16 protein-coding genes are annotated in these 20507 nt (G+C 58.2%); 10 read left to right on the top strand and 6 right to left on the bottom strand.

The window, feature by feature from the left end; translation table 11 throughout:
• Positions 1-401: 401 nt before the first annotated feature.
• From K227x_RS06020 to K227x_RS06005, 4 genes are all read right to left on the bottom strand, one after another.
• Positions 402-1283 (bottom strand): alpha/beta hydrolase, encoded by an 882-nt coding sequence (locus tag K227x_RS06020; protein WP_145168694.1) that lies wholly within the window; start codon positions 1281-1283, stop codon positions 402-404.
• Positions 1284-1479: 196 nt separating this feature from the next.
• Positions 1480-2427: a malate dehydrogenase gene (gene mdh / locus K227x_RS06015; protein ID WP_145168693.1), complete on the bottom strand. Its 948-nt coding sequence runs from the start codon at positions 2425-2427 to the stop codon at positions 1480-1482.
• Between the two features lie 142 nt (positions 2428-2569).
• On the bottom strand, positions 2570-4015 hold the full coding sequence (locus K227x_RS06010) for a hypothetical protein (protein WP_145168692.1): 1446 nt from the start codon (positions 4013-4015) through the stop codon (positions 2570-2572).
• Positions 4012-5115 (bottom strand): hypothetical protein, encoded by a 1104-nt coding sequence (locus K227x_RS06005; protein ID WP_145168691.1) that lies wholly within the window; start codon positions 5113-5115, stop codon positions 4012-4014. The genes K227x_RS06010 and K227x_RS06005 overlap by 4 nt, the downstream gene beginning before the upstream one ends.
• 332 nt (positions 5116-5447) lie before the next feature.
• On the opposite strand from K227x_RS06005, the gene K227x_RS06000 reads away from it, so the two are divergent.
• The 8 genes from K227x_RS06000 (at position 5448) to K227x_RS05965 (ending at position 13941) form a co-directional block, all read left to right on the top strand.
• Positions 5448-8498 carry a hypothetical protein gene (locus tag K227x_RS06000; RefSeq protein ID WP_145168690.1) on the top strand — a complete coding sequence of 1017 codons (3051 nt, stop codon included), beginning with the start codon at positions 5448-5450 and terminating at the stop codon, positions 8496-8498.
• A gap of 156 nt (positions 8499-8654) precedes the next feature.
• Entirely contained in the window at positions 8655-9686 is a 1032-nt protein-coding gene (locus K227x_RS05995; RefSeq protein WP_145168689.1) for a tetratricopeptide repeat protein, read from the top strand.
• A gap of 219 nt (positions 9687-9905) precedes the next feature.
• A complete protein-coding gene (locus tag K227x_RS05990; protein WP_246146574.1) occupies positions 9906-10763 on the top strand; it encodes a MotA/TolQ/ExbB proton channel family protein in 858 nt (285 codons plus the stop codon).
• 54 nt (positions 10764-10817) lie between these two features.
• The gene (locus K227x_RS05985) at positions 10818-11255 is read left to right on the top strand and encodes an ExbD/TolR family protein (RefSeq protein ID WP_145168687.1); all 438 of its coding nucleotides are present in this window, start codon (positions 10818-10820) and stop codon (positions 11253-11255) included.
• Complete coding sequence (locus K227x_RS05980; RefSeq protein ID WP_145168686.1) at positions 11252-11722, top strand: ExbD/TolR family protein; 471 nt, start codon at positions 11252-11254, stop codon at positions 11720-11722. Before K227x_RS05985 ends, K227x_RS05980 begins: the two co-directional genes overlap by 4 nt.
• Before the next feature lie 11 nt (positions 11723-11733).
• Positions 11734-12336, top strand: coding sequence for an anthranilate synthase component II (locus K227x_RS05975; RefSeq protein ID WP_145168685.1), 603 nt, complete (start codon positions 11734-11736; stop codon positions 12334-12336).
• Positions 12333-12926 (top strand): DUF447 domain-containing protein, encoded by a 594-nt coding sequence (locus K227x_RS05970; RefSeq protein WP_145168684.1) that lies wholly within the window; start codon positions 12333-12335, stop codon positions 12924-12926. Before K227x_RS05975 ends, K227x_RS05970 begins: the two co-directional genes overlap by 4 nt.
• Positions 12910-13941 carry a GHMP family kinase ATP-binding protein gene (locus tag K227x_RS05965; protein ID WP_145168683.1) on the top strand — a complete coding sequence of 344 codons (1032 nt, stop codon included), beginning with the start codon at positions 12910-12912 and terminating at the stop codon, positions 13939-13941. Before K227x_RS05970 ends, K227x_RS05965 begins: the two co-directional genes overlap by 17 nt.
• Before the next feature lie 78 nt (positions 13942-14019).
• Here K227x_RS05965 and K227x_RS05960 read toward each other — a convergent pair whose 3' ends face one another.
• Positions 14020-15600 carry a permease gene (locus tag K227x_RS05960; RefSeq protein WP_145177340.1) on the bottom strand — a complete coding sequence of 527 codons (1581 nt, stop codon included), beginning with the start codon at positions 15598-15600 and terminating at the stop codon, positions 14020-14022.
• Between the two features lie 417 nt (positions 15601-16017).
• On the opposite strand from K227x_RS05960, the gene K227x_RS05955 reads away from it, so the two are divergent.
• On the top strand, positions 16018-16674 hold the full coding sequence (locus K227x_RS05955) for an RNA polymerase sigma factor (protein ID WP_145168682.1): 657 nt from the start codon (positions 16018-16020) through the stop codon (positions 16672-16674).
• Between the two features lie 211 nt (positions 16675-16885).
• Positions 16886-17941, top strand: coding sequence for a hypothetical protein (locus tag K227x_RS05950; RefSeq protein ID WP_145168681.1), 1056 nt, complete (start codon positions 16886-16888; stop codon positions 17939-17941).
• 106 nt (positions 17942-18047) lie between these two features.
• Here K227x_RS05950 and K227x_RS05945 read toward each other — a convergent pair whose 3' ends face one another.
• The gene (locus K227x_RS05945) at positions 18048-20507 is read right to left on the bottom strand and encodes a multiheme c-type cytochrome (protein ID WP_145168680.1); all 2460 of its coding nucleotides are present in this window, start codon (positions 20505-20507) and stop codon (positions 18048-18050) included.

Genomic DNA, 20507 nt, shown 5'->3' with positions numbered 1-20507 from the left:
TTGCCACGGCGAAGGAATCCAACATCGCAGCGAATCGCTAGTGTATCGCAAAAAGCATGGCAGACGGGGGCACATGCACAAGAAGAGTGATTCGCTTGGCCATCCCCCGAAACGCCGGAATCAGAATCGTCGACGGATACCACCCAATCGCCCGGCTGTGGCCCCAAGATGCCCGGCTGTGGCCCCAAGGTGACCGGTGAATCGGGTGACCGGTGAATCTGTTTGCCGCTGAATCCCGTTCCCGCTGAATCTGTTTGCGGCTGAATTGGCCAGGCCAGCAGCGAATGGAATGGTACTGCAGGGCAGTGATAGCGGAATTTGCCTCGGCCGATGCCGTCGGGTCGATGGCTCCCACCCGGTGTTTTCGCCGCAGCCCGCTTTCGATCGCTGGCCGGTCGAATTTAGTTCGCCGAGTAGGCCGTCGCAGTCGATTCCCAACGATCATCGTCCTGACCCGTGCCCGAAACGACCTGACGCATGATCCAACGATCCAAGTCCGAAAGGACCACCGTGTCCATTTCGTCTTCACCGGGGTACTGTCGAATCTCGACACGTGCCCCCACGGCCATCGCCGATTGGCAATCGGTCTTCAAACCATCGGCGGTGTAATCGGGGTTGTCGCTGGACCATTGCCACAGCATGGGCATCCGCCGTCGGCGAAGCTGGTTCGGATTTCGGATCGCCCCTTGCGGCATCCGGCCACCGACGGAGACTGCGGCGGCAAAACGGCGTGGGTCACGCATGGCGATCCGCAGCGCCATCGAACCACCGGCCCCATAGCCGGCCAAAATGATTCTTGTTGGGTTCGTCGAATATCGATCGCTGGCTTCATCGGCGGCATCCACAACGGCGTCGTGGGCATTGCCGATCCCGGCCGGGCTGTCGTGCCAATCAAACCGATGACCGATGGAATCGGCGGCGCGATTGCCGCGAACCCCAACCGCGACATAGTTCCGCAAACTGATGTGCGGCATGACTTGGGTGACTTGATTCTCGTTGAATCCGTCGCTGTGCAACCACACGATCAACGGGTATTGATAGCCGGGGGTGTAATGAACCGGCAGAAAGTACGACCGTTTGGACCGCACCTGGCCCCACGCCGAATCGCCCAACGGAGCCAAGTGGTGGTGGCCACTGGAATCCCAGTTCGATTGAAAGTGGCCGGCGTCGCCAGATTGCCCGGGGTGATCCGAATCGGCCCCTGGTCCAGAATCACTTGGTTGGTGATCCCGACCTTGATCAGCGGACAAATCCCATGACATCGACTTTTCAAAACGATTCATGCCGCTGCCTGGATGGTTGAGGAATGCGAAGGAATTCCGACGGGTGTTCGGCACGCGATGCCGACCCGTCAGTCCAAAAGTAAAGGCGGACGATGACCGGTGTCAACGTCGATGAGCGACTCCTTCACTTCAATGGGGCAATCCTTCCACCACAATCGGCCAGGCCGATCGTTTTCATGCTAGACAGCAATCAGCACTAAGCTGAAAGCAGGCCATCCATGGTCGCGACCAAGTCCTTGACCGCTTGCACACTGTTATTGAAGTCAGCCGTTTCCTTCTCGGTCAGGTTCAGTTCGATAACCTTCTCGATTCCGCCACTGCCCATCACGACTGGCACGCCGACGTAGTAACCACCGACGCCGTATTCCTTGTCGCAATAAGCGGCTACTGGGATAACGCGTTTTTTGTCCTTCACAACCGCTTCGACCATTTGTGTGCAGGCCGCTGCCGGTGCGTAGTAAGCCGAACCGGTCTTCAGCAGAGAAACGATTTCGGCGCCGCCCTTGCGGGTACGTTCGACGATTTCTTCCAATCGTGCCGAATCGATCAATTGGGTCACGGGGATCCCGCCGACGCTGGTGCAGCTTGGGATTGGCACCATCGTGTCACCGTGCCCCCCCATCAACAGGGCACTGATGTCTTCGACGCTAACGCCCAATTCCATCGCCAAAAACGTGCGATAGCGAGCGGTGTCCAGAACGCCGGCTTGGCCACAGACCTTCGCAGCATCAAAGCCGGTGACCTTGAACATCTGCTGAACCATGGCGTCCAGCGGGTTGCTGACGACGATCACAACGGCATCAGGGCTGGTGGCTTTGATGTTTTCGGCAACGTCGGTGACGATCTTGGCGTTTGTCGCCAACAGGTCATCGCGGCTCATCCCCGGTTTACGCGGAATACCTGCCGTCACAACGATCACGTCGCTGCCCGCGGTGTCGTCATAGCTGGTGGTGCCGACGATGTTCGAATCAAATCCCATGATGGGCGACGCTTGCATCAGGTCCAGCGCCTTGCCGCGTGGCATGTCCTCGGTGCGTGGGATGTCCAACAGGACGATGTCGCCCAATTCAGCCGCGGCACACCAATGAGCACAAGTTGCACCCACGTTTCCAGCTCCAACAACGGTGATTTTGGCTCGGCGCATGACGAAGACCTTCAAAAGAGGGGGGGGATGATTGGGGTTTGATTCAGTCCCGATATGGTGCCCGTTACGCCGAACGGGTCAAGTGGACGAGTTCCAGAAGATTTCGGTATCCCGCCCATCCCTGCATCGGAAACACGATCTTTCATGGGTTTGGAAAATCTAAATCTTCGGATTCGCGACGCTTTTGCCGTTCACGAATCTTTCGATCTCCCGCCGATGTGATTCGATGCCATAAAAAAGTCGCGACCAAAACGACCAACACCGCCACCGCCGCAATCCAACCGATGATCGAAACACCAACCGGGTCGGCCGAGGCGGGCGCACGATCGGTCACCCGCGCCGCAACGATCAACGGCCCGAACTGATCCTCGCCACCAAATTGCTTCATGTACTGCGTTTGGTAACTCCACAAACGCAAAAAGAAACCGTCGATTGCGACCGGACGATTGATTTCGGCAAGCACGGACTGGTTCCCGGTTTGACGCCAGATCGCTTCGTTCAAAAACGCGGGCAATTCAGTGGTCACCACAGAAACGGGATAGCGATTTTCGAAGACCGCATCCGGCAAACCATGGTTGTCATCTTCGATTTTGACCACCGCGTTGCCCAGATCGGCCACCGCGTCGATCTGGAAATAGTGATCCTGATGCAGTTGGGCGATACGGTTTTCGGTGGTGACCGTGACGCGCGTGATCTGGACCGTTTCCAATTCCATCCGAATCCATTGCCCAGCCATCGCTTGGGGATCGGTCAATAATTCGATCGCGTCGACGGTGGCTGGGACCGGCACGTCCTGCCGCCGACCGATTTGCTCGGATGTCGCCAGGATTGCGTAGAACGCGTCTCCGTCGGCAGCCGTCAATGGTTTGCGGTTTCGACTGGCAAGGGCTGCGACCCCGCTGAGGTCAACGCCGGTTTCAGCCAGCAATTGCCACCCGACCGATGGCGACTGACTGGGCATCCAATCCATTCGTCCGGCAACCAGCACCATCGGATCAGCGTCTGGACTTTGCGGCGAATCCACCTTGGGGCCGGGCTGGATCACCACGCCCACGCCACCGGCCCGATCCCCCACCTTTGCCTCTGAAACCAAGCCAGGGGAAAGAACGCGAATCGCCGCGTCATCGACCTGCAATTGGACCGAACGGACCACACTGAATTCCAAATATTCGACCAACGCCGGTGGAACCGGGATCCGATCGATCGATTGAATCGTTCCATCGAAACGCACCGCACTGCCGATGTCGATGTCGTCGGATTGCGCATCAGGTCCCAATGCCAGTGGCGTCGCACGACCTGCCAATGCGGTGGGTGCGATCCGTTGCAATCGGTAACTTAGCTTGGCCAATTCACCGGCCGTATCGTCATCGACCACGGGGTAACAAGCGTCGATCCGCGTGCGATCAAATCCGCCCAACAAATCAAACACTTCCTCCGCCTTCGCCGGACACGCAATCACCGCCCCCAGCAATGCACCAACGACGATCCAAGACCGCCGAATCCAATCCGCCCACGACAGCGATGCCGATCGGCGTGCCACCGACGGCTGTGGCGTCGGGTGGGATTCATTTCCAGACACGTTCATCATCCGTTTTCTCCGTGTTCGGCGTGATCACCGTCGGCTTTGTCGTCACCGTTGGTACTGAGTTGCTGCAAAAACGAATCGTTGGTCGGTCGGCCAGCGGCCCTCAATTGACGACCGTGCTGCGTCATCAAACGGGATCGCCATGTCGCAAACGCCGCCAACAAAACTCCCAACACACAGGCCGCTGCGATGGCAGCCCAGACTGCGCCACCGAGACCCTGCTGGGACGGATCGGAATCATTTGCTTGGGGACCATTTCCATTGGCGCGATTCGATCCTTCGGAATCCTGTTCGGCGTGCAGTCGCCCCACGATCACCGGTGCTAGATCAGCCCCCACGGATGACTGGTACGCCAACCGTTTCAAGAACACACCAACCAATTGCGCCGGTGGCCCGTCTTCCAAGGTTGCATCGGGGCCCACCGCTGCGATGCGACTGGTCACTTTGGGAACGATGGCGACGAAGGGACGGTCGGCGCCGTCGATCGGCCGCAACCAGACCTGCCAATATCCAGAGATCCCAAAGTCGTTGGGTCCCGATTCGATCCGCTGGGCACGCGACACCTTCCCGGCGATGGCAACACGGTGCCCACGAAAGACGTCGGGCTGTTGCAGCAGTGGCACCACGGCCACGCGAGACACACCCGATTGAGAATCGCCGTCCGATGGGGCGGTCGGTGCAGCGCGGGGGTAGGCGGCCTGGATCGAGTACGCGTCCGGGTATCGCGTTGCCCGATCCAGCAACCGGTACAGCGCGTCGTTGTCGCCACCTCGCCAAACGCTGCCATCGACCACTTTGGCCAGATCTTTGGCAAGTAGATCACTGGCAAGCAGATCATCGTCTGGCAAACCACGCTCGGGTTGCCCACCACCGGCAAGGGCTTGCGCATCGTCTGCGCTGACCGCGTCCAACTTTGATGCCGCTTGGTTCATCGGGATTTCAAGCTGGCCGTTGCCCCCTCCGATGCGGTAGCCCGGCGGCGGATTTTGGTCGACGGTGGATGCCCCCCCGAAGAACGGTCGATAGACCGCTTCTTGGGAAGCTTGCTTCATCACGACGACGACCAGAGCCAATCCGATGACGAGACGAAACAAACGTCGCATCGAACCGGTCGAACTTTCCCGTCCGTGACGGCTACGATAAAGGTTGTCATCGTTAAATTCGGAAGGGATTCGCACCGGATTGTCCATTCAGATCGGGTGAAGTGCGTGGGACACGCTTGAAGGCAGATTCGCCCCTTCTTACTCTAGTGTTAATGGCTTACCAACGCGCCGTGCTAAGATTGACGTAGTCCGGAGTGAATTTTGGGGCAGACGACCGGATCGGTCATTCGGCCTGAGTTTGCCACCGCCTTATCTTCATTTTTCGCAATCGACCCAAGATCCCCGCGTTGGCCTGTCGATCGCGCTTATCCGTCTTGAACCAACGACTTGCAATGCCCAATCGCTGTCAATCATCGCGGCCGCAAATCAAGGGATCGCTGGCGTCCTGTCGCCGGGTGTTCGCGATGGCTGTCTGCGCCGTGGTCTGGGGAACGCTTTCGTTGCCCGCACCGACCATCGCTGGCGAACCGGCCGAAACATTTTTGGCTCGGCTGCGATCGGCAAAGTACTTTGACACGGCGTTGGAGTATCTCGATCGTATCGACCAGTATCCAGGCGTCGATGGGGAATTCAAGAAAGCCGTCCGACTGGAAAAGGCACAGACTTACATCGACGCAGCCCGCGCGTCCCGCGCCACCGACGCTCGCAGCGCCTACCTCCAGGACGCCACCACCGAACTGAGCGAATTCTTGAAACAGGGGACGCACCCCCGTCATTCCGAAGCCAGTTTGAAGCTCGGCACGCTGCAGATGTTTCAGGCGACTTTGGCGATGACCAAGGACGCTAGCGACGATCAACGGAAACAGGCTCGCGAAAACTACGAATCCGCCGCCGCGACCTTCGACGCAATCGTCGATACGCATCGCGAAAAGCTGCAGCAGATGCGGGGGGCCAAAATTGACGCCAAAGCCAACCCCGAACTGATCAACCTGCGGGACCAATTGCGGGGCGAGTTCCTGCAAAGCATGTCGATGGCCGGCGAAGCCCGGTTGCAGGCTGCCAAGACGTTCAAGGACCCCGGCAAACAGGGCAAAGAACAGCTTCAGCAAGCGTTGAAATTGTTCACCGACCTCAGCGAGAAATACGACGATTTCCCCCCCGGGGCCAACGCCTTGGCAAGTCGAGGAATGGTCGAAGAAGAACTGGGCAATTCGGCCCAGGCACTGGACAGTTTTCTGCGGATGCTGGAAACGCCCGATGTCCCCGAACTACGCGATTCGCAGTTCCAAGCTGCCAGCGGGCTGGTGCGTTTGTCGCTAGCCGAAGATCCGGCGAAGTACCAAACGGCGATCGATCGTGTCCAACCGATCGTTGATTCGCTGCGCCCCGATGAACGCCGCACACCATCTGCGTTGCAGTTGCAGGTGGACCTGGCCAAGTCGTACTTGGCGAAATCGAAAGACACCCAAAACCTGAAACCCAATGACGTCAAGCGGGCCGAGTCCGAAGGCCGCCAACTGCTGAACAAGGTCGCGAAATCCGAAGGCGATCACATCGCCGAAACGAACCGATTGCTCGCGGACCTAGGCATCGACACCGGCAAAACCGAAGCCGTTGAACTGCCAACCGCCGAAGATCCCGACAGCCTAGAAGACGCCTACGCCAAGGCGATCGATTTGTACCAAGCTGCCGAAAACATCCAAACGATGTTGAACCAGGCAGTGAAAGACAAGAACGCCGATCAACAAAAATCGCTGACCACACAACTAGCCGAACATCGCAGCCTGGCGTCCCAGATCCTGCGTCGTGGACTGTCGATGGTCCAAATGGATTCGGATATCGAAGTCGCCAACAACGCTCGCCAACTTGCCGCGTTCCTGCAGTATCAAGACGGCCGTTACCGCGATGCGATCGTCGTGGGCACGTTCTTGGCAAAGAATTCGCCCGGTACTGAAATGGGCATGAAGGGCGCCATGATCGCTCGCAGTTCACTGCAAAACCTATTGGTCGATTCCCCGTCGAATCCGTTCCTAATTTCGAAGGTCAACGAATTGGCGGACTTTACCCTTTCGGTATGGCCACAGCACGCAGAGACGCCGATCTTTCAACGTTTGGTGATTGATTTAGCGTTGCTTGATCAACAGTGGGACAATGCCCGCACGCGAATCAACGCGATGCAGCCCAGCCCGACACGATCGTTGATGCAACGAAAGCTGGGGTTGTTCCTGTACCAAGAAAGTGGCAAAGCACGAGCGGACAAAGATGAAACGAAGGCCCTCGAATATCAAAAACAAGCGATCGACGAACTTCAGTCGGGGCTAGACGCGATCAGCGGGAACTTGGCCGACGAAGAAGCGATGAAGGCGGCCTTGGTTCTAGCCAAACTCTATCTGCGATCCGACAACGCCGCGGACGCATCGAAGATCATGAACAGCCCCAAGTACGGACCGGCCACCGTATCGCAGCGTTTGGGCGTCAAAGACGACACGTTCGAAAGCGACCTGTACAGCACTCAGCTTAGTTTACTGGTCCAACAGATGACTGCATCGGGAAGCGACACCGACAAACTGGTCAAGGAAGCTAGCGATGTGATGGACAAGCTGCGTGAAAGTGTCAAAGGCGACGACGCAAGCCAACGCTTAAGCGCCATCTACATGCGGATGGCAACCGACATTCGGCAACAGCTTGAAACCGCCGACCCGGCACAGAAGAACAAACTGATCGGTGCGTTCCGCATCTTCCTAGAACGAATTTCCGCTACCACCCAGGACGACGCCACGCTGCAGTGGATCGGACAAACGGTGATGCAGTTGGCCGAAGCCGCGATGGGCGAAGGAACCAAGAAAGCGACCGGCCAGGCAGCCGAATTGCTGACGACCGCGTCGGATACCTTCGAACGCCTGAAAAAGAACTCGAACGACGTACCGCTGACCGTCGACTATCAGTTGGCCCGAGCCCAACGTTTGCTAGGCAATTACAAGCAAGCTCTCGATACGATCGATCCGCTGCTTCGTAAAAATCCCAACATGCTAAACGCCCAAATGGAAGCGGCTCAATCGTACGAACAGTGGGCATCCACGTTGCCGCCGAAGTTTGCTGGCAGCGCGTTCAAGGCGGCTTTGAATGGCGGTCGTCCCGATCCCAAGACGAAAAAGAACGTGATCTGGGGCTGGGGCAAAATCAGCCAGCTGACCAGTTCCAAAGAAGAGTTTCGCGACACGTTCTTCGAAGCCCGATACCACGTCGCCCTGTGCCGATACCTGTGGGGCAAAACCATCAACCAAAAGAGTGTGATTGAACAATCCGTCAGTGACATCACGAAAGTTGCCGCGTTGTATCCCCAGTTGGGCGGCCCGGTTCAGCGCCAGAAATTCGATCAGCTACTGCGGCTGATCCAAAAAGATCTGGGGCAAAACCCGGCGGGCCTTCCTCCATTGCCCTAGCGAAAACAGCAGCGCGGCGACTCAGTCATCTGGCAACCCGTGCCAGGAGACACAGTGACCTAGCGAATCATCACTGCAGCGTCTTTGTGACGCCCTTCGTGATTCGCTCTGTCGATCCATTTACCCAGCTACGCATCCGACCCACGGTCGCTTTTCATGAATCAGTTTTCCAAATTCTTGTGCATCTGTTTGGGGATCGCATCGTCGATCTCGATGGCATCCGTTGCATCGGCCCAATCCGACCGATTGTACGACACGTCGGGCAAAAACATTTCGGGGACCGTCGCCCAGACCAGTTCCAAAGGCGTCCAGATCAAACGGGGATCGAACACCGAAACCTTTCTGGCCGCGGACATCGAAAAGATTCTTTACGAGGGTGATCCAGGCGCGCTGACCCAAGCACGTGAATTTGCGATCGATGGACAATACGAACAAGCGATCGAAGAACTGAAAAAGGTGGATCCCAAGACGATCAAGCGAAAGATCATCGCCGCCGACTATGCGTATTACAACGCGCTGTGTAACGGCAAACTGGCGCTGGCCGGACGTCAACCCAAAGACGCGGCCGCCAAGATGGTGATCGGATTCATTGGCGAGTATCGCGATTCGTGGCACCTATTCGATGCTGCGAAGTTGCTGGGCGACCTAGCATTGGCGCTTGGCAACTACAGCGAAGCGACGAAGTATTACAAATACATGGAACAGGCCGCATCGCCCGACACCAAGATCGAATCGGTCTACCTGCAAGCGATGGTGGCCGTTCGCCAGGACCAAAACGACGCGGCGATCGCAATGTTCGACAAGATCATTGACCTCAGTGCACAGACGCCGCAAACCCTGCGAACCAAGGACCTGTCGAAGGCAGGCAAAGCGGTCGCGTTGGCCCAAAGCGGCAAAGCCGACGCGGGACTAAAACTGGTCAATGAACTGATCGACGACCTGAATCCAAGCGACATTGAAATGGGGGCCCGGATCTACAACGCACAGGGTGCTTGTTTTGAGGTCGCCGGTGATGACGAAGGATCGGTGCTAGCCTACCTGCACACCCATTTGATGTTTTCCGGACAACCCGACGCGCATGCCGAGGCATTGCTTCGTCTGGTCGAACTGTGGCCCCAATTGGGCAAACCCGAACGAGCTGCCGAAGCTCGCCAAGAACTCCAACAACGTTACCCCGGCGCCTTGTAACCGTCATTTCCCGTGCTTGCCCCGTGAACTTTGGCGGCAGTGGATTGCCGCTGGCTGTCACTCGGGGACTGCTAGAGTATCCTGGTTCGAAGAGGTTCAAGCCTGTTCGGACCAGACTGAGTCGAACAACGCGTCGTCCAAAATTGAAACCCCCTCATCTTTCACGCTCTGATTCGGAGAGACTCTTTGATGTCCGTTGCCTGCGGTTCGCGAACTGGCATGTCCAGTCTCATTTGCCCGATCATCCTGTTGGTCGCTCTGGCCACTCCATTCACCATCGCCAACATCGCGGTCGCACAAGACGATGCGGCGGCGGAATTTGGCGATGTGCCCGAGATGGTTGACGAAGCCGTCGATGGCCCCGTCGACCAGCCGGTTGCCGACGACAACGGCAATGCGGATGCGAATGGCGACGATGCTGCCGCGCCCAAGAAAAGCCAAAACCTGTTGAAGTGGACTTACGATTCGCTGGGGCTCGGTTACCTGCTGATCTTTTTGGCGCTGTCGGTGACCCTCGTGTCGCTGTTCGTGATGAACATGTTGGCGGCCCGACGCGACACGCTGTGCCCGCAGGAACTGGTGGATAGTTTCGAAGAACGGCTGAACGAAAAAGATTTCCAAGGCGCCTACGACATGGCTCGAACCGACGAATCGGTTTTGGGACAGGTCTTGTCGGCCGGGTTGGCCAAGCTGAGCCGTGGTTACAACAAGGCTTTGGAAGGAATGCAGGAAGTCGGCGAAGAGGAAAGCATGAAGCTGGAACACCGGCTCAGCTACATGGCTTTGATCGGCAACCTGAGCCCCATGATCGGTTTGTTTGGAACGGTCCAAGGGATGATTTCGTCGTTCCAAGTGATCGCACTTGGCGGATCGACCCCGAAGCCGGCTGACTTGGCTGCAGGTATTTCGACGGCGTTGTTCACCACACTGGTTGGACTGGCCGTCGCGATTCCCGCAATCGCGGCCTACAACATCCTGCGTAACCGGGTTTCCCGTTTGTTGTTGGAAGTCGGCGTCACCAGCGAAAACTTGATGAGCCGGTTTGAAGATGTCCAACCCCAAGCGGTCAAAAAGTAGTCGGTCTTGGCGGCTTCACTTTCCCAATAGCTCTGGTAACTGGCGAACGAACCGATGCGTGTCAAGAAAACCAATGTCGATCTAGCCGAAGGCGACCTGACGCCGATGATCGACATGACGTTCCAGTTGATCGCCTTTTTCATGGTGCTGATCAACTTCGCGCAGACCGAATCGAACGATCGCGTGAAGCTGCCTAGCAGCCAATTGGTCAAACCGCCCGAAGTCCCGCTGGAATTCCCCATCGTGCTGCACGTGGCGAAGGACGGCGAGATCATTTTGGGCGGGGAAGACTACACCGCCGAAACGCTGCGAATCGGCTTGAACCGCGAAATTTCGGTGATCAAGGCCGAAGGAAAATCAATCGGTGACGCCAACATCGTGATCCGCGCCCACAAAGACACCGCAGCCGGCGATGTCCAAGAAATCATCCGGGTTGCCCAAGAACAGCAACTCGAAAACTTTGCACTGCGTGTGAAGGAGGATCGTTCATGAAGATTCGCAACCGTGAAGAACGTCAGAAGAACGAACTGAACATGACCAGCATGATCGACATTGTCTTTCTGCTGCTGATCTTCTTTGTCATGACCTTCAAGATCGTCGAACTCGAAGGCGACTTTAGCGTTCGCATGCCGCTAGCCGGTGGCAGCGCATCAGACCCGACCGACCTACCGCTGAAACTAAGATTGCGAGCCGACGACGCGGGCAAACTAACGTCAATGTCGATGAACGAAATCGACCTGGGTACCGATTTCGACAAACTGCGTGGCAATGTGGTGGGAATGATCGGTGGCAATGCTCCCGTCGCTGGGGATGAAGGCCCCGAACTGGAGATCGACACTGACTATAACCTGCGTTACGAGTACGTCATCGAAGCCATCACGGCTGTCAGCGGCTACAAAGACGGCGACCAGGTCGTCAAGCTGATCGAGAAGATCAAATTCGCCAAGCCGCGCCGCTAGGCCTGTCGATCGTGATCCTACTGCTCGACAACTACGATTCGTTCGTCCACAACTTGGCCAGGTACTTTCGTCGATCCGGATGCCCCACGCAGGTGATCCGCAGCGACCAGATCGACGTCGCCCGGTGCCGTCAATTGGCACCCGATGCGATCGTGGTTTCGCCGGGGCCCAGGCGTCCCGAAGATGCCGGATGCTCGGTCAAAGTGATCCGCGAACTGTCGGCCGAAATTCCGATCTTGGGAGTCTGTTTGGGTCACCAAAGCATCGCGGTCGCGTTTGGCGGCGTGGTGGATCGATGCGGACCGATGCATGGGATTGCCAGCCTGATCGACCACGATGGGCAGGGTATTTTTGCTGACTGCCCGTCCCCGATGCGTGTCGGGCGGTACCATTCGCTGGCCATCGATCCCAGCACCATCCCAGCACCGTTGTCGGTCACGGCAACCACCGCCGACGGCGTCATCATGGGCATTCGACACCGCGACCGGCCCGTGTTCGGGATGCAATTTCACCCCGAATCTGTGCTGTCGGATCATGGTGCTAAAATGATCGATAACTTCATCGCCATCGTCCGCAGCACCCAGGACCATCCCCAGCCATCGACAGCGCCGTGATACTAGAATCGATTGTCACTACGGTGGATCGTGACGGGCGAGTGAACCTGGCACCGATGGGCCCCATCGTCCAGGGCGACCTGACCGGCAATGACCCGACGCAAATCACGTTCACTTTGCGTCCATTTGTTTCGTCACGCACGTTCGGCAATCTGTTGGAAACCAAGGTCGCGGTCATCCATGTGACTGATGACGCACGACTGATCGCCCAAGCCGCAGTTGGTTCGGTTGACGACGCGCAGGTTGCCAGCCTGGTACGGCAATTGGACAGTACCGATTGGTGGCCGCTGAACGACTGCCATCGCTGGTTCGCCGTCCAAGCCGATTCGATCCAACACGACGACTTGCGCAGCGAGATGGTTTGCCAAGTGATCCAGAGCCAGATCGTTCGTCCGTTCTTTGGATTCAATCGAGCCAAACATGCGGTTTTGGAGGCCGCGATTTTGGCAACTCGCACGCATATTTTGCCGGCCGACGAAATTCGCCATGAACTGCGCCGGCTGACACCCCTGATCGACAAAACGGCAGGACCGGCCGAACAGGAGGCCTTCGAATTGCTGCGAAGGACTATCGATGAACGACTCGCCTGAATCACAGCGTCCGGAATCACACGATCCTGAAACGTCCGCTGAAATCATCGGCGGCAAACGCACGTCCAAGCGACGCTGCGTCCGTGTGATCACCGGTGCCCGACTGCACTTTGGTCTACTCGATACCGTCGCCCCCTTCGGCGGCATGGGTGTGATGGTGGACGCCCCCGCCACCGAGATTCGAATCGCCGCAGACGGCGTGTTCGGGGCCAGCGACACAATCGCGACCCGGGCGACCGAGATCGCCCACCGCCTGATCGATCACATTGGCGGCGACGCTTTGCCAACGGTTCGCATCGAAGCGATGCGGTTGCCGCCGTCGCACTGCGGGCTGGGCAGCGGCACGCAGACCTCGCTTGCGATCGCCGAAGCACTTTGCTGTTTTTTGAATCTGGATTTGGACCCTAGGTCCATCGCGGTGGACGTCGCGGATCGTGGCAAACGATCCGCGGTGGGTGTCCATGGTTACTTTGGCGGCGGCATGATTTTCGAAAACGCCGAATCGCCGACGGACCTGAACCCGGTTCAACAGCGGATCGAACTGCCCACCGCTTGGCGAGCCATCGTATTGAAACCGCGCCGACCGATGGAAACAATCAGCGGCGACGCCGAACAACAGCAGTTTGCGGCATTGGAATCTGCCGCGGGCGAGCGCCGGTCCCAACTGCTGGAAATCCTGCAATGCGAAATCTTGCCAGCTGCCGAGTCCGCCGACTTCGCCCGGTTCAGCGATTCGGTCCAGCGATACAATCACGCCAGCGGGATGCTGTTCGCCGACGTCCAAGGCGGCCCGTACCATGGCAGGCCCGTCACCGAGTTGATTGAAAACTTGACCCGCCTAGCCGACCACCAAGGTGGCGTTGGCGGAATCGGACAGAGCAGTTGGGGGCCCGGCGTTTTCGTGTGGTGCCAAAGCCAAAGCGAGGCCGACCAATTGATCGAGCAACTTCCAGGCGACTCGGAATTGATCGCGGTCGCGGCGCCGCTGAACCGGGGCCGCGACCTGTTCGCCTGATCGCCCGTTTCGATCACTCGTTTAGATCGCAGTTGCCCCCGGCCTGGTTTGGGCTGCTGAGGGTGGTTGAACCTGTTTTCACTCGTGTTCCGAATCCGATTCAAGCGGCGGCCCGATCGTCGGCAGGAACGACCATGCGAACAGCAACGCGGACGAGGCAAAATAGCCGGCTGCGAACTCCAGCACGTATTTTCGGTTGGCCGCGTCCAACACCAAGTCGCCCCAGGCTTCCGGACCGTAGGGCAGAAACAGACGGCTTCCCACCAACGGCGAATGCATCACACCGAACAAGGTCAACACGCCCGCCAACGCTAGAACCTTGGCCGCCAACACCAGCCGCCGATCGATCGCAGCGGCCAACGTCCAGGCCCACAACAGGCTGGTCAGAATGAAACCACTGCTCAGCATCGTCAGCGTCTGCAGATCATGTCGCAGCCCCTCGTCCGCCAGCGTGTCGATCCCGATCCCCGCCGACTTCAGGGATTGATCCCCCAAGATTCGCGACGGCAAATTGATCGCCAAGAATGCCAGCGCAGGCAAACACGCCAATGCCACGGCGGCGAAGTGTCGACGCGGCGTTGCTAGAAAACTTTGTGCGGTGATCTCCAGTCCTATAAACACCAAGATCGGATAGACCACCGGTGCGGGGATCCACGCATTGAGCCAACCGAAGTACCCGATCAAACCGGCCGAACCGACTAACACAGCGGTGCCCAAAACGTACGCCGCCCTGCCACCCATCGCCTTGTACGCCGGGTGTCCGATGTAGGGCGTGGTCTGAATCACACCACCCGACAATCCGGCCAGCAAGGTCGCCAGCGCTTCGATGCCCACAACCGTCCGCGTGTCATAGGTATCGCCGGCGGCCACCGCGCTTTCGGTACAGTCGATGCCACCAACCACGGTCCCAATCGCAAACGGCATCGCGATGGGAAGGTAGGGCAGGGCGTCGCCGAAATTGGCCAGCCATGCGAATTGCCAACTTTCCATCCACCGGATCGGGAACCAATTCACCGCGACAGGTTCAGGCAACACGTACCCCGAACCGGAAACAAAACACAACGCATAGTAAACGATGCCTGCGACAATCAACGCGCCCAATGTCCCCGGCGTGCGACCGGGCAGGGGAATGCGACCGACCAAACTGGTCAACACGATCACCAACGCCAACATGCCCGGCAGCGGATGGCCCAGGATTTCCATCAGCGGAAAGAAACTGATCAACACCAGCGCGATCGCCGCCAACGATCCCAACAGACCGGCCCGCGGAATGCTGCGCCGCACCCAATTGGTCGCCGGCGCCAGCGCGAACTTCAACACACCGCTTAGCACGATGCACCAGATCCCGATGTGCCAAGTCCGATAGGCAGCCGCCGTCGGATCCAACCCCATCGCTTGGCCTTGCAGGAACGATGGCCCCAGCACGAACAACACGATCCCGAAAGTCGACGGTGTATCCAACCCCAACGGCATCGCCGTGACGTCATCGCGTCCAGTTTTGCGAGCCAAACGAAATGCCAACGCAAAGAACGCCAAGTCACCGATCAGCACACCCAAGGCAGTGCCCGGGACCATCGCCGAGACGGCAAAATCAACGGGGAACCCGAATCCAGCCAACAGACCGACCATCAGCAACAGACCGGCGACGTTGTCCAACATCAACCCAAAGAAGGCGTTGATGTCGCCCGGTCGAGCCCAGCGATAATGCGAGGGCGGATCCGCTGAATCATTCACGGCAAATTCCCATCGGGCGAAGTACGTCGAACCCGACTGGTTGTAGTATCGGCGACAGGCACGAACCAGTGCCTACCCCCCGTGTGTGGGATTCCGGTGCGAAATGAAGCCTGGAAACGGCACGATGCACCACCAAATGAGGGAAGGGTTTTGACGCGGGGCGATTTTCGTGGATACTGGAGGCGGATCGGCGCACTGCTGGCCCTGACCGGAACTTCCTGGCCCGTTAGCGTGAATTTTTCGCGGGTTGGCAATTTGTCTAACGCGTTCTGTTTTAGGCTCTTGCAGGAAATCGATCGAACGACTCATCCAATCCCACTTTCGTCCAACTAGGTCGCCGTCATGAACGCTTCTGCCAAGGCTGTTGCCGTAGCAAATTGCGAAAATGCTGAAATGCATAGCGACGTTTCGGACGAAGACCTGATGACCCAGTACCGAACCACGGGCGATCGCAGCCTGTACGAGACGCTGATGGTCCGGTACGAACGAGAAATCTACAGCTACCTGCGTCGTTACATCGGCGATGCTGAATTGGCCGAGGATGCGTTTCAGGGCACTTTCTTGCAGGTCCACCTGAAATGTCATCAATTCGATCCTGCCCGCCGTTTCCGCCCCTGGCTGTACGCGATCGCCACCAACCAAGCGATCGACGTCCAACGCCGCAATAAGCGGCACCGGATGGTCAGCCTGGACCGCACGGCGATCACCGACCAAGATCGATCGGGCGGCGGCTGGTCGGAGAAACTGGTTGGCAATTCGCCCGACCCCATCCTGGTCGCCACCGAACAAGAAAACAGCCGCTGGATTCACGAGTCGGTCGAATCATTGGGGGAATCGATGCAGCAGGTCGTCCAATTGGTGTATTACCAGGGCCTGAAGTACCGCGAAGCGGCCGATGCGTTGGGAATCCCCGTTGGCACGGTCAAGAGCCGACTGCATGCCGCTGTCCAGCGTCTAGGCCTGCTGTGGGACGAAACCCACGATTCGCCAGCCGAATAGGAACGTGGGTCGGGATCGGCAAAATGGCTGATTGGCGAAACACAAACAGATCACTGGGGACGGAACAACAGCCCCCACCGTGTCGGTCCGATTCCAGCCGACTGCGCGAACCTTGACCCGGGTCGGCGCGTACTGATTCAAAGCCGCCTGACGTTGGCCCGCTTTGGTCCACCGTTTTTGGCATCTTCATTACGCGAAATGATCAGCCGCGATGCACGAAGATCTTCTGGGATACATTCTGGGCGCACTTGAACCGCATGAAATGCGGCGTGTCGACCAGTGGATTCAAGAGGATCCCGAAGCCCGACGGATGCTGGCGGAAATCCAGCGGAAACTGCGGCCACTGGAACAGATGCCGCCGGTCGAATTGCCGCCATCGGATCGGATCGCACGGACGATGGCCAGTCTGCCGCCCATGCCCGCACCGCCGCCGGGCAATGCTGACGAATCGGCCACATCGGCGGTGGGTGCGTCCGAAAACGCCATCGAACCGGCCCCGCTGGCACCGATGCAAGTTCACATCGAACCGCCCAGCCAAAACGGTTGGTCGTGGATGGATTGGGCAGCCGGGTCGGCCGCTGCCGCGATCCTGCTAGCGTTATTGTTGCCTGCGATCGCCGAAGGCCGGTTCGAAGCACGCAAATCATCCTGCCAAGATCAGCTTCGCCACTTCGGTACGGCCATCACCCAGTTCGTCAGCCGAAGCGAACAGTCTCGATTGCCCGCGGTATCCAATTCGGGCCCCGAAGCATTCGCCGGTGTGTATGCGGTCCGTCTTCACGAAGCGGGATTGCTGGACGATGATTCGATCCGCTGGTGCCCATCGTTGGATTCGCCCAATGTCGATTCGCCTGCCAACATGCTGGTGCCAATCGAACGGCTTCACCAAGCATCCCCGAATGAACTTCGGTCGATTCAACAGAACGCAGGCGGCCATTACGCCTACACGCTCGGCGTGATCGAAAAAGAAGCGCTCAAGCCGCCACGTTTTGAATCGCGATCCAGTTTCGCAGTCATGTCCGACGCGCCGCAGACCAGGACCGCCAGCGACGCGACCGTGGACCAGTCAGCGGGACACAGCGGTGTGGGAATCAACGTTCTGTTCGAAGACGGCCGCGTCCAGTTCATTCCGTTGGCATCGTTGAATTCGATTCCCGATCACCCCCTACGAAATCATCGGGGTGACGTCGAAGCAGGCGTGGACGTCGACGACGCGTCGCTAGCCCCTAGTTGGCGACCACCATTCGTCGACGTTCGTCAACGCTAAGCCAAACGGCGGACGCTATGCGAACGTAGGACGGCCTTTCCAGACCGTCGCGATGCACCAAACACACACCCGACGGCCTGGAAAGGCCGTCCTACGGAGTTTTTTCCTAACGCTTGGCTCTCATTCGGCGGTAGCCGAAACCGCCGACCACGATGGCACCCAGCGCCATCCCACCCAGCGCCAACAGGGCTTGCCCCCACGCACTGGTCAACACGATCTTGTTGACCAAGGCATCGTGCTGATCGGTCGTCTTGGGCAACTGACCGGTGAACTCGGCAACGTGATGCAGCAGACTGACGGCCAACGACGCTTCGGGGATCTCTTTGTGACAAGCGATGCAAGTTCCCTCGCGGCGCATGTGATCCATTTCTTCTTTGTTCAGCGCCCGTGACAACTTGAAATGGTGACCGACGGTGCCAATCTGGTTCCCATCCTCGTCAACAATCTGGGACCAGTCGTTGGCAAGATTTTCGATCGGCTCCATTTGCGGCTGAGTCTTCTGAGGCAGAATCTTTCCGTCGACAGTTTCCAGGTCGACCGTATGCTGCTGGTCCCAAGGGCGAGTCGAGCCGATCCCCAACCCGAGTGCTTTGTCCGACGCGTGACAGGATTCACAAGTCCGTGCTTCCTTGGTCGTCGTATGCGGCTGCGTGGGGCTCATGTCGATCGCAAGCTGTCCTTCGTCACCGCCACCTTCGACGTTCGGCTGAGTCATGAAGATATGATTCAACAGAATCGGCTTACCGTCTTGCCCGATCAACGTCACCGATGGCTGGCAGCCTGGGGCCAGCGGTGTCACTCGGCCTTCGCCGTTGACGCCCAACATCGGTTCCTCCCAACGCAGATAGGACCGCTGTTCGGTAATCTTGCCGGGGATCACCGTGTCATATCCCGTCTCGCCACGGTCGGCGGCATGCTCGGGTTCCATATGTTTGCGACCAGCGGCCACCCAATCAAAGTTCTCCTTCGATTCGTTGCACTCCGGGCACTTGTCTTTTTGGGAGTAATCAATTTTGACGTGGCATCCATAGCACTGGGGCGTCCAACTGCTGTGGCAGGTGTAACATTCCATGCGGTCCAAGTGCTTTGATACGCCCATCATCGAAACCAGCCCGCGTTGACTGATTTTTTTCTCGTCGACCAACTTCTTCAGCGGCTTCATGACGATGTCTTTCCCGGCCGCTGTATGCACGATGATTTCATCACCGACGCGAACCACGTTCTCGTAGGGATTGCCGCGTGCGGTCAGCAACAGCCCATCGCGAACGTCCACGGGAGACCCCTGTTGAGTATGCGGCAACGACTGCGTCGCCGTGCCTCGGGGGCTGCCTTGGGCGGGTGACATTTCAAACTCGTCCATGTAGCCCAACGGAAGTTCCCAGGGATACATTTCCGGTGTCCCGTGGCAATCGCTGCATTCGATCTGGACCGCGGCCAAGTTGGCGGCTGCCAAAAATCCATCGCCGTGCACATCCATCGAAGTGTGACAGTCTTGGCAGGTCATCCCTTTCTGATAGTGGACGTCCTGCTCCATCGCGATGTAATGTTTCGTATGCAGCTTCGGCTGGTCACCCCCATCGGCCGCGTAGGGTGCGTGGTAGGGCGATTCCATCAAACCTTGAAACGAAACACCGATTCGCTTGCCACGATCGTGACAAGTCGTGCAGGTTTCGACCGGGATCCCTGAATAGGTTTCATCGTGAACGGTGACCTTGGCTTCGCGTGTGCCTTGGATCGAATGCACCAGCATATGGCCGGGATCGTCGTGTGGGATCGATGCATCGTCGCCCTCGTAAAACCCTTCGTTGCCGTAGGGAATGTGACAGGACGAACATCCCATGCCGCGGAAGTCGCCGCGTTCTTGACGGCCTTTGACCGCATGGTGGCAACGTTGGCATTCTTGGCGAATGTAGGTGAATGCAGCCAAGGTGGGATCGTCGTTCAGTTTGTCCAGTTCGTCGTACCCGAGTGCATCGGGCAGCGGTTCATGCTTGGACACGAACACATCGGGTTCGATCGCGGTTAGATGTTCCATGTATTGGCGATAGGCATCGGTGCCCAACCGTGCCGCCGGATCATCGGGGTTTTCGACTGCGTAGTTGGCCCAGCGGTGGTTGTATCCGGTGAGCGAACCAAAGGCCCAGCACACCCCTTGGATCTTGCCGGCCTCGGTCATCATCAAACTTTGCCACTGGACGCGAACCTGGGTCGGGTGACATTGGCCACAGGTTTGTTCGTTGACCCAGGGACTGCCGGGATCGGCGTAAAACGGTTCGCCACTGAATTCGCCGTGAGCGACGTCTTTATCGACCCGTTCGTTGGGGTCACCGCGGTGACAGACAACGCAACCGGCCGGATCGCCCATGGCGGGCCCCTGCTGCATGATCTGTTTCATCATGTCCGAATCGGCTTCGCGGATCAGTTCGATATCGCCATGACACGCCATGCAACCACTGGCGGATGCCTGGGGAAAATGGTCGACCAGCCTATCCGCTGCTCGGCCAATCGCCGCAGCACTGAACAGAAAGAAGAGGGCTACGAGCAGTCGGCATGGAAGAAAAGTCAT

The organism is Rubripirellula lacrimiformis (genome assembly GCF_007741535.1).
GTDB classification, from domain to species: Bacteria; Planctomycetota; Planctomycetia; order Pirellulales; family Pirellulaceae; genus Rubripirellula; species Rubripirellula lacrimiformis.
The sequence above is the reverse complement of the archived record's forward strand: the minus strand, read 5'-3'. Positions and strand labels throughout refer to the sequence as shown.

Coding starts and splice junctions, on each gene's coding strand:
- K227x_RS06020 (WP_145168694.1), bottom strand. CDS start 1,283: ATGAATCGTTTTGAAAAGTCGATGTCATGGGATTTGTCCGCTGATCAA.
- mdh (WP_145168693.1), bottom strand. CDS start 2,427: ATGCGCCGAGCCAAAATCACCGTTGTTGGAGCTGGAAACGTGGGTGCA.
- K227x_RS06010 (WP_145168692.1), bottom strand. CDS start 4,015: ATGATGAACGTGTCTGGAAATGAATCCCACCCGACGCCACAGCCGTCG.
- K227x_RS06005 (WP_145168691.1), bottom strand. CDS start 5,115: ATGCGACGTTTGTTTCGTCTCGTCATCGGATTGGCTCTGGTCGTCGTC.
- K227x_RS06000 (WP_145168690.1), top strand. CDS start 5,448: ATGCCCAATCGCTGTCAATCATCGCGGCCGCAAATCAAGGGATCGCTG.
- K227x_RS05995 (WP_145168689.1), top strand. CDS start 8,655: ATGAATCAGTTTTCCAAATTCTTGTGCATCTGTTTGGGGATCGCATCG.
- K227x_RS05990 (WP_246146574.1), top strand. CDS start 9,906: ATGTCCAGTCTCATTTGCCCGATCATCCTGTTGGTCGCTCTGGCCACT.
- K227x_RS05985 (WP_145168687.1), top strand. CDS start 10,818: ATGCGTGTCAAGAAAACCAATGTCGATCTAGCCGAAGGCGACCTGACG.
- K227x_RS05980 (WP_145168686.1), top strand. CDS start 11,252: ATGAAGATTCGCAACCGTGAAGAACGTCAGAAGAACGAACTGAACATG.
- K227x_RS05965 (WP_145168683.1), top strand. CDS start 12,910: ATGAACGACTCGCCTGAATCACAGCGTCCGGAATCACACGATCCTGAA.
- K227x_RS05960 (WP_145177340.1), bottom strand. CDS start 15,600: ATGTTGGACAACGTCGCCGGTCTGTTGCTGATGGTCGGTCTGTTGGCT.
- K227x_RS05955 (WP_145168682.1), top strand. CDS start 16,018: ATGAACGCTTCTGCCAAGGCTGTTGCCGTAGCAAATTGCGAAAATGCT.
- K227x_RS05950 (WP_145168681.1), top strand. CDS start 16,886: ATGCACGAAGATCTTCTGGGATACATTCTGGGCGCACTTGAACCGCAT.
- K227x_RS05945 (WP_145168680.1), bottom strand. CDS start 20,507: ATGACTTTTCTTCCATGCCGACTGCTCGTAGCCCTCTTCTTTCTGTTC.